11 protein-coding genes are annotated in these 15509 nt (G+C 73.4%); 4 read left to right on the forward strand and 7 right to left on the reverse strand.

The annotated features are described in order from the left end of the window. Together AB0D32_RS25745 and AB0D32_RS25750 are read left to right on the forward strand one after the other, a co-directional pair. On the forward strand, positions 1-176 hold a 176-nt coding region (locus tag AB0D32_RS25745), incomplete at its 5' end, for a helix-turn-helix domain-containing protein (protein ID WP_357095558.1). Between the two features lie 162 nt (positions 177-338). Then, positions 339-3044: a COR domain-containing protein gene (locus tag AB0D32_RS25750; protein WP_357095313.1), complete on the forward strand. Its 2706-nt coding sequence runs from the start codon at positions 339-341 to the stop codon at positions 3042-3044. 216 nt (positions 3045-3260) lie between these two features. On the opposite strand, the gene AB0D32_RS25755 is transcribed toward AB0D32_RS25750, so the two are convergent. Beyond that, positions 3261-5054, reverse strand: coding sequence for an ABC transporter ATP-binding protein (locus AB0D32_RS25755; RefSeq protein WP_357095316.1), 1794 nt, complete (start codon positions 5052-5054; stop codon positions 3261-3263). Positions 5055-5132: 78 nt separating this feature from the next. Here AB0D32_RS25755 and AB0D32_RS25760 point away from each other — a divergent pair, with 78 nt between their 5' ends. Both AB0D32_RS25760 and AB0D32_RS25765 read left to right on the forward strand, forming a co-directional pair. Continuing rightward, positions 5133-5558, forward strand: a complete 426-nt coding sequence (locus AB0D32_RS25760; protein ID WP_357095319.1) for a MarR family winged helix-turn-helix transcriptional regulator — start codon at positions 5133-5135, stop codon at positions 5556-5558. Positions 5559-5786: 228 nt separating this feature from the next. Then, positions 5787-7571 carry an N-acetylglutaminylglutamine amidotransferase gene (locus tag AB0D32_RS25765; protein ID WP_357095322.1) on the forward strand — a complete coding sequence of 595 codons (1785 nt, stop codon included), beginning with the start codon at positions 5787-5789 and terminating at the stop codon, positions 7569-7571. A gap of 36 nt (positions 7572-7607) precedes the next feature. Here the strand turns inward: AB0D32_RS25765 and AB0D32_RS25770 are convergent, their stop codons facing one another. The 6 genes from AB0D32_RS25770 to AB0D32_RS25795 all read right to left on the reverse strand — a co-directional run bounded on the left by AB0D32_RS25770 (position 7608) and on the right by AB0D32_RS25795 (position 15507). Beyond that, on the reverse strand, positions 7608-8324 hold the full coding sequence (locus AB0D32_RS25770; RefSeq protein WP_357095325.1) for a DUF1028 domain-containing protein: 717 nt from the start codon (positions 8322-8324) through the stop codon (positions 7608-7610). A gap of 51 nt (positions 8325-8375) precedes the next feature. Continuing rightward, entirely contained in the window at positions 8376-9500 is a 1125-nt protein-coding gene (locus AB0D32_RS25775) for a glutamate--cysteine ligase (RefSeq protein ID WP_357095328.1), read from the reverse strand. A gap of 225 nt (positions 9501-9725) precedes the next feature. After that, entirely contained in the window at positions 9726-10937 is a 1212-nt protein-coding gene (locus AB0D32_RS25780) for a sigma-70 family RNA polymerase sigma factor (protein ID WP_357095331.1), read from the reverse strand. 2 nt (positions 10938-10939) lie between these two features. Beyond that, complete coding sequence (locus AB0D32_RS25785; protein WP_357095334.1) at positions 10940-11290, reverse strand: YciI family protein; 351 nt, start codon at positions 11288-11290, stop codon at positions 10940-10942. A gap of 264 nt (positions 11291-11554) precedes the next feature. Continuing rightward, entirely contained in the window at positions 11555-14398 is a 2844-nt protein-coding gene (locus AB0D32_RS25790; RefSeq protein WP_357095337.1) for a hypothetical protein, read from the reverse strand. Continuing rightward, positions 14395-15507, reverse strand: a complete 1113-nt coding sequence (locus AB0D32_RS25795; protein ID WP_357095341.1) for an AAA family ATPase — start codon at positions 15505-15507, stop codon at positions 14395-14397. Before AB0D32_RS25795 ends, AB0D32_RS25790 begins: the two co-directional genes overlap by 4 nt. Between the last annotated feature and the right edge of the window lie 2 nt (positions 15508-15509).

Raw genomic sequence — 15509 nt, forward strand, 5'->3', positions numbered from 1 at the left:
CGGCGCGGGGCCGGCGCCGGCCCGGCCGGCCGCGGGCGATGGGTCCGGAGCAGATCGAGACGGCCCGGCGGATGCACGCCGAGGGCGGCCACTCGGCGGACGAGATCGCCGCCGCGCTGGGCGTCTCGCGGGCCACCGTCTACCGCCACCTGGACCCGGCCATCACAGAACAATAATGAGACAGATATTGCGACTGTTTTGCGACACGTCCGTCCACTTCCGCGGGCGTCGTCCATGACCGGGGCCGCGACGAGCGGCGCCCCGCGCTACGGACGGCACGCTCGTTGACACATCGTCCATAGTGGTGGGAGATCCTGAGCCGCGAGGATGGGCGACCATTGGACACCGTAGCGAACCTCAGCCGCACCGGGCTCTCCACGCTTCCCCCTGATCTGCTCGCGAGGACCGATCTCGAAACGCTGATCCTCTACCACAACCACATCACCGACCTTCCGGCCGAGGTCGGGAAGCTGCACCGGCTGCGGAAGCTGGACCTGGCGGGCAACAGCCTGACCGGCCTGCCGGCGGAGATCGGCGAGCTGAAGCTGCTGCGGGAACTCGACCTGGGCGGCAACCTGCTCACCACGCTGCCGCCGCAGATAGGTGAACTGCCCGGGTTGCAACTGCTCGATCTGCGGGACAACCAGCTCACCATGTTGCCGACGTCGCTCGCGCCGCTGTTGGCCAACGGCCAACTGACCGTCCGGCTGGACGGCAATCCTCTGGACGAGGCCCTCGCGCAGACCCTCGGCCGGGGCACCCGGGCGCTCGGGGCCTACCTGCAGAGCCTGGAGGACGGCGTCCCCCAGTTCGAGGCCAAGATCCTGCTGGTCGGAGAGGGCAACGTCGGCAAGACGTCGCTCGTGGGGGCGCTCAACGACGAGCAGTTCGTCAAGGGACGTCCCACCACCCACGGAATCGAGATCCGCGAACTACGACTGCCCCACCCGGGGAAGGACGAGGTGCTGACCCTGCGCACCTGGGACTTCGGCGGCCAGGAGATCTATCGGGTCACCCACCAGTTCTTCTTTAGCCGGCGAGCGGTGTACCTGCTGGTCTGGCACCCCCGGGAGGGTCAGGAGCAGGGCGAGGTGGAAGGGTGGTTGCGCCGGATCCGGCTCAGGGTCGGCGCGGACGCCAGCGTCATGGTCGTCGCCACCCACGGCGACGAGCGGCGACCGGAGCTGGACTATCCCCGGCTACGGGATGCCTTCCCCGCGATGTTGGCCGGGCAGTACACGGTCGACAGCGAGACGGCCAACGGCATACCGGCGCTCCGACAGGCCATCGCCGCGGAAGCGGCCCGACTGCCCCAGATGGGGCAGCTCACCAGCAAGCGGTGGGCCGATGCCCGGGACGCGATCCTGGCCAGGGCCGCCGCCGAACCACAGATCCCGTTCGACGACTTCGCCGCCCTATGTCGTCAGCACCGCGTCCGTGACGAGGAGGTCCACCACCTCGCGGAACTGCTCCACGACCTGGGACAGGTCATCTACTACGGCGACGACGACGGCCTGCGGGACATCGTCATCCTCAACCCCGAGTGGCTCACGAAGGCGATCAGCCATGTGCTGGAGGACCAGGAGGTCCGCCGTGGCAACGGCATCCTCGACCACCGGGAGCTGCGGCGGATCTGGCGCCGCCGCGACGACGGCCTCTCCTACGACCGGGCGCACCATCCGTTCTTCCTGCGGCTGATGGAGAAGTTCGACGTCTCCTACCGGCTCGATGACGGCGAGCGCAGCCTGATCGCCCAACTCGTGCCGTTCGAGCGGCCCGCCCTGCCCTGGGACGCATCCACTCCGGTCACGACCGGCCTCCGCGTGCTCCGGCTGACCTGCGAGCTCGACGAGAACGCTCCGCCGGGTCTGGTCGCCTGGCTCACCGTGCGGCACCACGACGCGTCGACGGGACGCCACTGGCGACGCGGCGTCTTCCTCCGGCATCCGATCAATGCCTACCGGTCGGAAGCCCTGGTGGAGCTGCACACCGACCAGACACTGACCGTGGAGGTACGCGCGCCGTCGCCCGACCTGTTCTTCAACGTGCTACGGGACAGCCTGGAACGACTGCTGACGACCCGGTGGCCGGGGCTCGCCTTCAGACTGTTCGTACCCTGCCCCACCGGCGACGCCGACGGAGTCGGGTGTGCCGGCCGGTTCCCCCTCGACGGGCTGATCAAGTTCCGGGAACGCTCGGTCGCCCCGGTGCCGGTCCGAGGGGCCACCGCCGTCGGCGCGGGGAGGCCGGAGCACGACCCGATGCAGCGGCTCAGCCTGCCGTGTCTGACCTGTCAACACGATCACGACGTCACCGGCCTGTTGACCGGGTTCGTCCCACCGACGCTGTTGGGCGACGAGTTGAACCGTCTGGAACGACGGCTGGGCACGCTGACCCGGGATGTCGGCCAGATCGGCGACCACCTGGCAGACGCGGCCTCATTCGCCGCCGACTCCGCGCATCGCCTCCGCCAACTGGTCAAGGCCGTCGGCACCGAGGTCACCGACTGCCCCCGCCTGTTCACCGTCACGGCGCTTCCGCCGGCCGGTTGGCGGTGGTTCTGGTTCACCCGTCGTCCCATCCGGATCACCCTGTGGTGTGAGCATCCCGGTCAGTGGCACACCTGGGACGGTGCGAGCTACCAACTGGACCAGCCTCGCCAGTGGTTGCGCGCCTCCGCGCCCTACCTGAACCTCATGTTCAAGACTCTGCGCCTCGTCCATCCGGTGGCGACCTCGATGGCTGCCTTCGTCGCCCCCGACCTGAGCGGCGTCCAGCGCGAACTCAATCTCATGAAGGCGCTGATCGACACCCTGCCGACCGCGGTCGTCGATGACGCCGCGCCGGTGGGAACAGACGCCCGGCACACTTTGTCGCCGGCGGAGGGATCCGCGCTGCGGGCCTTCAGGGTGCTGCTCTCACAGCTCGACCCCGCACAGACCTTCGGCGGGCTGAGCCGGGTGTTCACGCCAGCCGGAGAGTTCCTGTGGGTGTGCCCGAGGCACCGGCACCTGCACGACCCGGGGCTGCCCGTGCTCCCCTGACAGCCGGCTGATCCAGCCGCCGGTGCACGCGCCCGCCAGCGCCACGACTGCGACTCCACGGTGTCCCCGTGCCGGCCGGCGATGGACCCGCCGCGGCGACGAGCGGGGCCCATCTCCCACCCCCGACGCTGCACCACCTGATTGTCGTCGTCCGGCGGTCGGTCCGGCGGCCCGGGGTCGGGTGTCCGAGGACACCGTCGACGGCAGCTCCGGTCGTCAGGCGGCCAGGGTGGCGTAACGGCCGGCGCGCTCCAGCAGGCTGTCGTGGCTGCCGGACTCGACGATCCGCCCGTGGTCGAGCACGGCGATCCGGTCCGCGTCGCGCACGGTGGAGAGCCGGTGCGCGATGGTGATGGTGGTACGGCCCCTGGCCACCTCGTCGAAAGCCCGCTGCACGGCGCGTTCGGTCTCGGTGTCCAGCGCGCTCGTGGCCTCGTCGAGGATCAGGATGCGCGGGTCGCGCAGCAGCGTACGGGCGATCGCGAGGCGCTGCTTCTCACCGCCGGAGAAGCGGTGTCCCCGCGAGCCGACGACGGTGTCGTACCCGTCGGGCAGCCCGGCGATCAGGTCGTGGATCTGGGCGGCGCGGGCGGCGGCCTCGATCTCGGCGTCGGTGGCGTCCGGGCGGGCATAGCGCAGGTTCTCCCGCACGGTGGTGTGCAGCAGGTACGTCTCCTGGCTGACCACGCCGACGATCGCGGCCAGGTCGGCCAGGCGCAGGTCGCGCAGGTCGACGCCGTCGATGGTGATCCGGCCACTCGTCGGGTCGTGCAGCCGGCTGACGAGCGCGGCCAGGGTGCTCTTGCCGGACCCGGTCTCGCCGACCAGGGCCAGGCCGGTGCCGGCAGGCACGTCGAGGGTGATCCCGGCGACGGCGGCGGTGTCGCTGCCCGGGTAGCGGAAGGTCACGTCGGTGAGGCGCAGCTCGCCCCGGACCCGGCGGGGGTCGACGTCGACCGGCTCGGCGGGGTCGTCCACCTCGACCGGAAGGTCCAGGTACTCGAAGATCCGGGCGAACAGCGCCAGCGAGGCGGTGACCGAGACGCCCACGTTGAGCAGGCCCATCAGCGGGCGGAACAGCCCGCCCTGCAACGCGGTGAAGGCGACCAGGGTGCCGATGCTGAGGGTGCCGGCGGCGCCGGGCAGGCCGGCGCTGAGGTAGATGACCGCCGGGATGGCGGCGAAGACGACACTCATCGTGGCCATCCGCCAGCGGCCGGCAAGCTCCGAGCGCAACTCCAGGTCGACCAGGCGGGTCGACGAGGCGGCGAAGCGCGCGGCCAGGGCGGGGCCGGTGCCGAGGGTCTTGGCCAGGTGTACGCCGCTGACCGACAGGCCCTCCTCGACGGTGACGTTGAGGTCGGCGAGTTCGCGCTGACGCCGGGCGGTGATCTCGCGGCGCAGGTGGGCGACGCGGCGGGTCAGCCAGACGGCCGGCGGCAGCACGACGAGGGAGACCAGGGAGAGCCGCCAGGAGAGCGCAAGCATCGCCGCCGCGGTGGCCACCACGGTGGTCAGGTTGGCCGCGATCGAGGTGGCGGTCGAGGTGACGACGCTCTGCATGCCGCCGATGTCGTTGGTGATCCGGGACTGCACCTCGCCGGTGCGGGTGCGGGTGAAGAACGCCAGGGACTGGCGTTGCAGGTGGGTGAAGACGTCGGTGCGCAACCGGTGCATGACCTGCTGCCCGACCCGGGTGGAGATCCAGGTCTGCACCACGCCGAGCACGGAGGTCACGGCGGCGACGACGATCATGCCGGCCACCAGCCAGGCCAGCAGCGGCAGGTCGCGATCCGGCAGGGCCCGGTCGATCACGGCGCGGAGCAGGAAGGGTGAGGCCATGGCGAGCACCGAGGAGACCACGATGATCGCGGTGACCGTGGCGAGCGCGCCCCGGTGCCGGGCGAACAGCCGGCCGATGCGCCGCAGCGACACCTGGCGAGCCTGCGCCTTCTCGGCGGCGCTGACCTTGCGGGGGCCGCGGTCGCGGCCGGAGGGGGTGGGTTCCAAGGGGTACTTCCTCCCGTAGACGATACTGAGGTTGCCTCAACATGAGGGAGCAACAGCTTCTGCTGCTACCGTATTCCCGTGACCGCAGACACCGACGACGCCGACGACAGCCTCGCCGAGGCGTTCCGGGCGGTGACCCGGCGGCTGCGCCACCGCACCCGGGAGGCGCTCGCGCCGTGGGACGTCACGCCCGGCCAGTCCCGCGCGCTCGGCGTGCTGATCCGGCACGGCGCGCTGCGGCTCAGCGCCCTCGCCGAGCACCTGCGCATCGCCCCGCGCTCGGCCACCGAGGTCGTGGACGACCTCGAGGCGCGCGGGCTCGTGCGACGCCGGCCCGACCCGGCGGACCGGCGCGCCACCCTGGTCACGCCGACCGAGGAGGGCACGCGCACCGGCGCCGCCATCCACGCCGCCCGCCGGGCCGCCGCCGAGGACTTCTTCGGCGGCCTCGCACCCGCCGACCGGGACCAGCTCGTCCGAATCCTGCGTACGCTGCGCGACTGACCGGCCGCCCGCCACCCCTGCCCCCCGCCCACCCTCGGTGTAAGGAAGGGACCCTTCCTTCACGACCGGGGCGGCGCCGGGGTTTGCCGCCACCCGTGCCGGGTAGCCCAGCCGCCCGTCCTGCCGACGGGACCGGGCCCCCGCGAACGCGCGGTCCGGCACACCTGCGACGCCGACAGGAGTGGTGACGGTGGGTCCGGTGCCCCGGAAGTCGGGTGGCCGCTGACGATGTGCGGCATCAGCGGCGAGGCGAGGTTCGACGGGTCGACGCCCGACGCCGGCGCGGTGACCCGGATGACCGGGGCGATGCGGTCCCGCGGCCCCGACGGCGAGGGCCTCTTCGACGACGGCTGGGTGGCCCTCGGGCACCGCCGGCTCACCATCATCGACCTCACCGAGGCCGGCTCCCAGCCGATGGTCCGCGAGGACCTCGGGCTGGCCCTGGTCTTCAACGGCTGCGTCTACAACTACCCCCAGTTGCGCGACGAGCTGCGGGCGGCCGGGCACACCTTCCACTCCTCCAGCGACACCGAGGTCGTCCTGGTGGCGTACGCGCAGTGGGGCGAGCGCTTCGTCGAGCACCTGGTCGGCATGTTCGCCGTCGGGCTGGTGGACCGGCGGCGGCGCCGGCTGGTGCTGGCCCGCGACCGGCTCGGCATCAAGCCGCTCTACCTCGCGGAGTCACCCGGCCGGCTGCGGTTCGCCTCCACCCTGCCCGCGCTGCTGCGCGCCGGCGACGTGGACACCACGATCGACCCGGTGGCGCTGCACCACTACCTGTCCTGGCACTCCATCGTGCCGGCGCCACGGACCGTCCTGCGCGGGGTGCGCAAACTGCCCCCGGCCACCCTGCGCGTCGTCGAGGCCGACGGGCACAGCCGCGAACACGTCTACTGGCGGCCCGACTACGCCCGGGACCCCGCCCACGCCACAATGGACGCCGGGGACTGGCGGGCCGCCGCCGGGGAGGCGCTGCGCACGGCCGTACGACGACGGCTCGTCGCCGACGTCCCCGTCGGCGTGCTGCTCTCCGGCGGCCTCGACTCCAGCATGATCGTGGCGCTGCTGGCCGAGGCCGGGCAACAGCACCTCCAGACCTTCAGCATCGGTTTCGACAGCCGGGGCGGCGAGAGCGGCGACGAGTTCCACTACTCCGACCTGGTCGCGCGTGCCTTCGGCACCGACCACCACCGCATCCGGCTCGCCGACGACGACCTGGTCCCGGCGGTACGCCGGACCATCCACGCCATGACCGAGCCGATGGGCAGTCACGACGTCGTCGCCTTCCACCTGCTGTCCGAGCAGGTGGCCCGGCACGTCAAGGTGGCCCAGTCCGGCCAGGGCGCCGACGAGGTCTTCGCCGGCTACGGCTACCACCAGCCCCTGGCGCGGGTGCCCCGGGCCGACGCGGCGAGCGCCTTCGCCGACGCGTTCTTCGACCGGGACCACGCCGAACTGAACCGGGTGGTCGACCCGGCGTACGCCTGCGACCGCGACGTCAGTCGCGAACTGCTCGCGGCGGACCTGGCCGCGCCGGGAGCGGAGACGGCGCTGGACGCGGTGCTGCGCCTGGACACCCACCTGATGCTCCCCGACGACCCGGTCAAGCGGGTGGACAGCATGAGCATGGCGTGGGGGCTGGAGGTGCGCACCCCGTTCCTGGACCAGGACCTGGTCGCCCTGGCGGCGGCCTGCCCGCCCGAGCACAAGGTGGCCGACGGCGGCAAGGGCGTGCTCAAGGAGATCGCCCGCCAGGTGCTGCCGGCCGAGGTGGTCGACCGGCCGAAGGGCTACTTTCCGGTGCCGGCGCTGCGCAACGTCGACGGGCCGGTGCGGCAACTCGTCGCCGAGGCCCTCGCCGCGCCCGCCGCCCGCGAGCGCGGCCTGTTCCGCCGCGAGTACGTCGACGAACTGCTCGCCGAACCTGACCGGGCGCAGGCCGCCGCGGGCAGCAACAAGCTGTGGCAGCTCGGCCTGCTGGAACTCTGGCTCCAGTCCCACGACATCCGCTGAGGCCCCCGGCGCGCGAACGGCGGCACCTGCCGGGCCCTACCACGGGTGCTTCGTGGGTGCGGCAGCCGGCGGGGTCACCCCGAGCGCCTGCCGGGCCGCCTCGCCCATGGGGTCGTCGCGGGTGGGCATCCGTCGGATGGCCGGCAGCACCTCCTCCCGGAAGACCCCGAGCAGCCGGCGCAGCTCCCGCGCCGGATCCTCGGCGTCGTCGACCCGTACGTCCCACAGGGGGTACGGCTCGTCGCCGCTCACCGTCACGGTCGCCGACCGGGCGCCCTGCCGGTCGCCGCCCGCCTCCTCGCCGGCCTCGATGGCCAGCATGAGCCGCTCCGCCAGGTCGAGTTCCCGGCTGTCCTCGAACACCCGGACGATCTCCGCGAGGGTCTGCGGGCCCACCAGGCGGTTGCCCTGCACCGTGTAGCCGGGGCCGGTGTGGTGTCCCGTCCAGTCCCTCGTGCGGGAACCGGTGAAGGCGTGCGAGTGCCCCCGGCGGTCGACCATGCCGACCTGCCGCACCTCCCGGCCCGGGTCCCGGGCCAGCAGGCCGGTGAGGACGTCCTGCGGCGAGCGGCCCTCGCCGAGCAGAGGCAGGCCGTCGTAGGCCAGGAACGGGTTCGGGGTGGCCTGGGTCGCGACCGCGCCGACGCCGGAACGGACGTGGGCGACGAGCTTGCCGACCGCGGGCCTGGCCGTCAGGGCCCCCACCCCGAGCTGGCCGGTACGCGGGCATCGTGCGGCGATCGAGAAGGTCACGCTCGGCGGCTACCCGGTCGCGTGCCCGGCACACCCGCGGGGCGGGGCGGCTCAACCGGCGCGGGTCTCGGTTGCCAGGTGATCCAGGACGGCGCGCACGTCGTTGTCGGTACGCGCCATGACGCGACGCTGGCGGGCGGCCCCGTTGCCGTCCCGGCGCAGCCGGGCCAGCTGGTCGCGTACGTAGTCGAGGTCACCGTGGCGGGTCAGCGCCGGCGCCACCGTGTCGACGAGGTCGTCGACGAGGTCCCAGGCGGGGCGGGCGCAACCGGAGCGCAGGTCGATCAGGTCGCCCTCCAGCCCGTCGTGGGCTGCGCGCCAGTGCGCGGCGGAGACGAGGCAGTCCCGGATCCGCCGGGCGGGGACCCCCGCGCGGACGTCGTCGGCCAGCGTCGCGACGAGCCCCCGGGCCAGCCCGGCGACCAGCACGGCGTCGTCCACGGCCGGGCAGACGTCGCCCACCCGGATCTCGACCGTGGGGTACGCGGCCGACGGGCGCGCATACCAGTAGACCATCGCCGCGTCGAGCATGATCCCGGTGTTGATCAGGTCCGCCACCGTCGCGTCGTAGTCGGCGGCCGACTCGAAGTGCGGGGTCGGCCCGATGCTGGGCCAGCGTGCCAGCTGCATGGAGCGCCAACTGGCGTGGCCGGTGTCGCGGCCGTCGTACAGCGGCGAGTTGGCGGTGATCGCCTGCACCACCGGCAGCCAGGGGCGCAGGTGGTTGCAGACCTGCACGGCCAGTTCGCGGTCGGGCATCCCGACGTGCACGTGGCAGGCGCAGACGGCCGGATCGTGCGCCACCGGCCCGAACCGCCGGGACATGGCGTGGTAGCGGGGTTCGTCCGGCACCGTCCGGTGCGGCTCGTGCACGGGCGTGGCGCCGACCGCGACGAGCCGGGCCCCGGCGGCCTCGGCCGCGTCGGCGGCGGAGTGGCGCAGCGCCACCAGGTGCGCCCGCAGGTCGGCCAGGTCGGCGGTGACCGGCGTGACCATCTCCACCATGCTGTGCCGGAACTCCTGCCGGCTCTGGTCCCGCGCGCTGCCGGACAGTGCGGTGAGCACCCGGTCGGCGACCGGCAGGCTCTCCCCCGTACGCGGGTCGAGCAGGAGATACTCCTCCTCCACCCCAAGCGTCAGGGTGGTGCCGGTGGCAACTGCCGGACGGTACGTCATGGGCGCTCGGCGTCCGTTCGTCGGGCGGCGCGCCGGGCGCCGCGCTGCCGGGTGACCCGGGTTCCCGGCCCACCGAGCGGGCAAACACGCAGGGCAGGGGCGCCGTTTCGGCCGGCGGGCTGGCGGGGCGGCGGGCTGGTGGGCCGGCGGGGTCTGTGCCGGTGGCGACCCCGGTGGGCCCAGGAGCCTCGCGGGTCGCCGGTGCAGGCGCGGCCCGCCCGTGCGTCATCCGCCCGTCAGCGCCACGGCCGCCCGCCTGACCAGGAAGGCGCGTTCGGCCGCGTTCTGCGTCCGCTCGGCGGCCGTCCGGTACGCCTGCGCCGCCTCCCGCGCCCGGCCCAGCCGCCGCAGCAGGTCCGCCCGGACGGCGTGGAACACGTGGTAGCCGGCCAGGTCGAGCCGCTCGACGGCGGCCAGCGCCGCCGCCGGCCCGGCCACCTCGGCGAGCGCGACGGCCCGGTTCAGCGCCACCACCGGCCCCGGGGCGTACGCGGTGAGCTGGTCGTACAACGTGAGGATCTGCGCCCAGTCGGTGCCGGCGGCGTCGGGTGTGTCGCTGTGCACGGCGGCGATCGCGGCCTGGATCTGGTACGGCCCGGGCCGGCCACGGCGCAGGCAACGGCGGACCAGGGCCTGCCCCTCGGCGACGAGCCCGGCGTCCCACCGGCGGCGGTCCTGCTCGGGCAGCGGCATCAGCGCGCCGTCGCCCGTGGTGCGGGCCGGGCGGCGTGCCTCGGTGAGCAGCATCAGCGCCAGCAGCCCCAGCGCCTCCGGCTCGTCCGGCATCAGCTCCGCCAGCAGCCGGCCCAGCCGGATCGCCTCGACGCACAGTTCGTCGCGGATCAGCCGTTCGCCCGAGCTGGCGGTGTGCCCCTCGGTGAAGATCAGATAGAGAACGGCCAGCACGGCGGAGAGCCGGTCCGGCAGGTCGGCGTCGCGGGGCACCCGGTACGGGATTCCGGCGTCACGGATCTTGGCCTTGGCCCGGACGATCCGCTGGGCCATGGTCGCCTCGGGCACCAGGAACGCCCGGGCGATCTCCGCGGTTCCCAGCCCGCCGAGCAGCCGCAGGGTCAGCGCGACCCGGGCAGCCCGGCCGAGCGCCGGATGGCAGCAGGTGAAGATCAGCCGGAGCCGGTCGTCGTGCACAGGCCCCTCCTCGGCCGGGACGTCGTGGACGTGCAGCAGGGCGGCCTGGGCGTGCCGGTCCGCCCGGGACGCCTCCCGGCGCAGCCGGTCGATGGCCCGGTTCCGGGCGGTGGTGATGATCCAGCCGGCCGGGCTGGGGGGCGGCCCGGTCTCCGGCCACCGCGCCACCGCCACCACGAACGCCTCCTGCACCGCCTCCTCGGCGAGGTCGATGTCGCCGAGGAAGCGGACCAGGACGGCGACCGCGCGGCCGTACTCCGCGCGGAACACCGCCTCCACGTCGGGCACGGTCAGCTCTCGCCCTGGAAGGGGCGCACCTCGATCGGGAGGGTGGTGGCCAGCGCGTACCGGCGGCCCCACGCAAGCGCGGCGTCGAGGTCGGGCGCCCGAAGGATGGTGATGCCGCCGAGGTGTTCCTTGCCCTCGACGAACGGTCCGTCGGTGACCAGCACGTCGCCGTCGGCCGGCCGCAGCACGGTCGCCGTGTCCGGCGCGTGCAGCCCCTGGCCGAACACCCAGCACCCGGCTGCCTCCAGCTCCTCCCGGATGGCGCCCAGTTCGCGCATCACCCCGGCCAGGAACTCCGGGTCCGGCAGCCCCTCTCCGGCGGGCTGGTGGATGCTGAGCAGATACTGCTTCATCGTCACTCCTCGCGTCGGCGGCCGGCGCGGCAGCCGGCCTCTCATCCTCCACACGAACGAGGCGAGCCCGGATCGACAACCGCCGGGAATCCGACGGCGGCGTGGCGGGCGGTCGGGAGCGGTTCGCCGGCCGTCGCTCCGTCGACGGCCCGGTCCCCCACGCGTACGTCCGGATCCGCACGGGGAGCCGCCCACCGCCGGCAAGGCGCTCGCCGCGCCGGCAGACCGCTGCGACCGCCGGTGCGGCGAGGCAACGGCCGCCGGTCAACGCGGGGTCGCCGCCAGGAGGTCGGCCACGGCGTCGACGGTCTGCGGATGCGCGGCCAGCAGGGCGGCCAGCCCGGCGGGAACGGTGTCCGCCGCGGCACCCTCCCGGCGCCAGCCGCCATCGCAGCCGAGCAGCGCGGCGACGGCGTCCACGCTCTCCGGGTTGGCAGCCAGCAGGGAGGTCACCGGCCCGGACGCGACAGCGGGGGCCACCGGCACCGGCGGGGACGCCGACGCCGACCACGGCGGCACCCAGGCGTCCAGCGCGGGCAACGAGCCGGGGAACGTACGCCCCGCCTCCCGCACCAGCAGCGGCACCAGTTCCGGGCCGTGCTCACGCAGGGTGGTGATCAGTGTGGGCAGCCAGGGCAGCAGGACCGGATCGGGCAGCCGGGCGAACGCGGACGACATCACCTCCACGACGAACGGGGCGAGCCCCGGAACCGGCTCGAGGGCCTGCACGAAGCCGCTCAGATACTGCGGGAAGGCGGGCACCACCAGCGGGTTGGCGAGCAGCGCGGCACACCGCTCGCGCAGCTCGGCCAGGGGCAGCAGGCCCAGCTGGTGCCGGGCGGCCCAGAGCAGCGCCGTCTTGGCCGGCGTCTGCGGGTGGGACTGGGCGACGGCGAGTTCGAGCTGGGACCGGTCGCAGCCCAGGGAGAGCGCCAGGCTCTCCATGCCGAACAGGAAGCCCAGCATGGCGCCGACCTGACGGACGCCGCTGTCCTCGTCGAGGAACGCGGTGGGCAGCAGGGTGCAGTAGTGCGCGTAACCGGTGGTCACGAACGCCTCGCACCAGGACGGCAGCGGCCCGGTGGCACGGTGGTGGGCCAGCAGCCGCCGGATCCGCCGCAGCACCTCGGGAGCGTCGTCGACGGTGCGTTCGGCGGCGAGCAGTTCCACCGCCCGGGCACCGAGCTCGTCGACCAGACGCGGGCTGTCGAGCAGCCGGATGGCGTCCTCGACGGCCGCCAACGCGACCGAGGCCGTCGCCCCCGGGCCCCGCACCGCACGGCGCAGGCGCTGCTCCAGCACCTGCTCGACGGTGACCCCTTCGTAGCCCAGCTCGATCAGCGCCCGCTGGTTGCGGCCGAGCGCCAGGTCCCAGCTCTCCTGGATCGAGCGGTGCCCCAACCGGCGCTCCCCCATGATGGGCCGGACCGCGTCGCGGGGCAGCAGGTGCCGCAGCCGCCACAGCAGATCCGAACAGGGCACCAGCTCCGGGTTGGCGTGCAGGTCCACCAGCGCCCGCTGGATCGTGCGCTTCTCCAGATCCAGCCCGAGCGGGCCGAGCCGGTCGTGCACGTCGCGGGCCAGCGGCGGAAGGGCCTCGTACCCCACCTGGCCGACCCGGTCGCCGCCGAACAGGATCTCACAGAGCCGGCGGACGTCCCGGCGGCCCGGGACGACGTCCTTCTCGATGCAGGTGACCGCCGCGTCGGCGAAGTCGTACGGGGTGGGGCGTTCCCGGTTACGCAGGCCGGCGAGAAGGATCGAGGTCTCGAAGACGGCGATCGCGTCGGCGGTGCTGGCCAGGTAGCCGTTACGCCGGGCCAGTCGGACGATGTCCACGCACCAGCCCCGCAGCTCCGCCTCGTCCAGGCCCTGCGTCGCCGGCGGTCGCGCCAGGTAGCCGGAGAGCCGGTCCGCGACCGGGGCGGCGGGCGCGGGGGCCGGGGTCGCACGGCGGCGGCCACCGGTGCGGGTGCGTCCGCCGCGCTGCCCCTCCAGGCGGAACGGGGTCAGCCCGGTGCGGGCGACCGCCTTGGTCCAGGTCGCGGCGGCGATCGACACCGAGCCGGGTGCGAGACCGAACTGCGTCTCGATGGCGGAGTGGCTGGACGGGATGAGCCCGTAGTGCCACCGGGTGCCGGTGCGCGGGCTGATCTCGAACGGGGCGTCGGCGGCCAGCCCGAACTGCTCCACCCGGCTCGCGGCGTGGAACGCGCCGCAGACGTGCAGGCACTTCGACGGGTCGGCACCCGAGCTGGCGAGGTGCTCCCGGATCCGGGTCCACATGTAGCGCTCGCGGTCCTCGTCGCGGTCCTGCCGGTCCGACCCGGCCGGGCGCAGCCGCCGGAACAGGCTGCCGATCAGCACCATCACCTGCCGGTAGGTGTCGTGGTCGGCGTCGGCGAGGGGCTGCTCGACGTACTGGTCCCACCACTCCGACCAGTGCCGGACCTTGCCGTGGTGCAGCAGGTACGCCTCCAGCTCCGCGAAGCGGGGCCGCAGGTCGCCGATCTCGACCCCGACCGCGTCGCCGTGCAGGGCCGCCTCTTCCCCTGCCGGCGCGGCGGCCTCGACGTCCCCGCCGGCCGGGGCCTTGTCGGCCTCGTCGGCGCCGTCCGGGCGACGCGGCGACCACTGGAAGACGTGGTCGGTCGAGCGGTCCACCAGCACCAGCTCGACGCCCGGAGTCTCCAGCGCGTACGCGATGGCCTGGTATTCGGCGCTGGCCTCGGTGATCGGCGCGACCACGCTGAGCGGCCCCCAGTCGGCCGGGAAGCCGTCCAGCTGCGAGGCGAACGCCTGCACGGCCACCGGGAGGCGGCAGTTGCGCAGTTCGCCCAACAGCGGCCGGAGGTCCTCGCAGAGCTCCAGGTAGATCACCTTCGGCTGCTTGGCGCGCAGCCTGCGGACCATGGCCAGCGCGGACGCCGGAGAGTGGTGGCAGACCGGGAAGATCTCCAGTTCCTCGCCGAGGGCGCGGTCGACATCGTCGACCATGCCGGCGAGGATCTCCGCGACGGTGTCCGCGCTGCCGGCGAAGGCGGTGGCGGCGGCGGTGAGCTGCTCGCGCAGCGCGCCGAACGGCCCGACCGTGGTGGGAGCGGTCACGACAGGGAGGCGATCGCCTGGCGGCCACCGTCGAGGAAGCCCTCCCAGGGGCCGCCGTCCTGCTTGGCCCGCGGCTCCACGACCCCGTGCAGGTACTTGTTGAGGATCGCCAGGTCCTCCGGGCTGCGCCGGGCCAGCGAGCCCACCAGCGACCCGGCCAGCGTCGCGGCGCGCAGGGTGCGGTCGCCGAAGAACTGGCTGTGCAGGATGGCGTCCTCCAGGACGCCGATCTGCTCGGCGGTGGACAGCGCCGACTCCAGCTTCTCGTCGTCGCTGGTCGCCGAGGAGGCGGCGGCGCGCAGGTCGGCGAAGCTCTGCAACAGGATGTCCAGCAGGGTGGGCGGCACGTCCAGCGTGATCTGGTGCCGGCGCAGCAGCTCCTCGGTGCGGAAGCGGACGATCTCCGCCTCGCTACGCTTGTTGGTCACCACGGGGATCCGGACGAAGTTGAACCGTCGCTTGAGCGCGGAGGACAGGTCGTTCACGCCCCGGTCCCGGCTGTTCGCGGTGGCGATGATCGAGAAGCCGGGCTTGGCGAAGACGATGTTGTCGTGGTCCAGCTCCGGAATGCTGACGTACTTCTCCGACAGGATCGAGATCAGCGCGTCCTGCACGTCGCTGGTGGAGCGGGTCAGCTCCTCGAAGCGGCCGACGGTGCCCTGTTCCATCGCCGTCATGATCGGCGACGGGATCATGGACTCCCGGGACTGGCCCCGGGCGATGACCATGGAGACGTTCCACGAGTACTTGATGTGGTCCTCGGTGGTGCCGGCGGTGCCCTGGACCACCAGGGTCGAGTTGCGGCACACGGCGGCGGACAGCAGCTCGGCCAGCCAGCTCTTGCCGGTGCCCGGGTCGCCGATCAGCAGCAGGCCCCGGTCCGACGCCAGGGTCACGATGCTGCGTTCGACGAACGTGCGGTCACCGAACCACTTCTGCGGGATCTCCCGGTCGAGCCCGTCGGCCCGTTCCGAGCCGAGGATGAACAGCCGGACCATCCGCGGGCTCAGCCGCCACGAGAACGGCTTCGGATCGGTGTCGACCGACTCCAGGTAGTCGAGTTCGTCGGCGTACTTGACCTCGGCGGGGGCACGCAGCATCTCGGACATGA

Source organism: Micromonospora sp. NPDC048170 (genome assembly GCF_040652795.1).
Classification (GTDB): domain Bacteria; phylum Actinomycetota; class Actinomycetes; order Mycobacteriales; family Micromonosporaceae; genus Micromonospora.

Excerpts from the sequence above, each read along its gene's own strand:
- AB0D32_RS25795 (WP_357095341.1), bottom strand. The coding sequence starts at position 15,507 with ATGTCCGAGATGCTGCGTGCCCCCGCCGAGGTCAAGTACGCCGACGAA.
- AB0D32_RS25785 (WP_357095334.1), bottom strand. The coding sequence starts at position 11,290 with ATGAAGCAGTATCTGCTCAGCATCCACCAGCCCGCCGGAGAGGGGCTG.
- AB0D32_RS25765 (WP_357095322.1), top strand. The coding sequence starts at position 5,787 with ATGTGCGGCATCAGCGGCGAGGCGAGGTTCGACGGGTCGACGCCCGAC.
- AB0D32_RS25775 (WP_357095328.1), bottom strand. The coding sequence starts at position 9,500 with ATGACGTACCGTCCGGCAGTTGCCACCGGCACCACCCTGACGCTTGGG.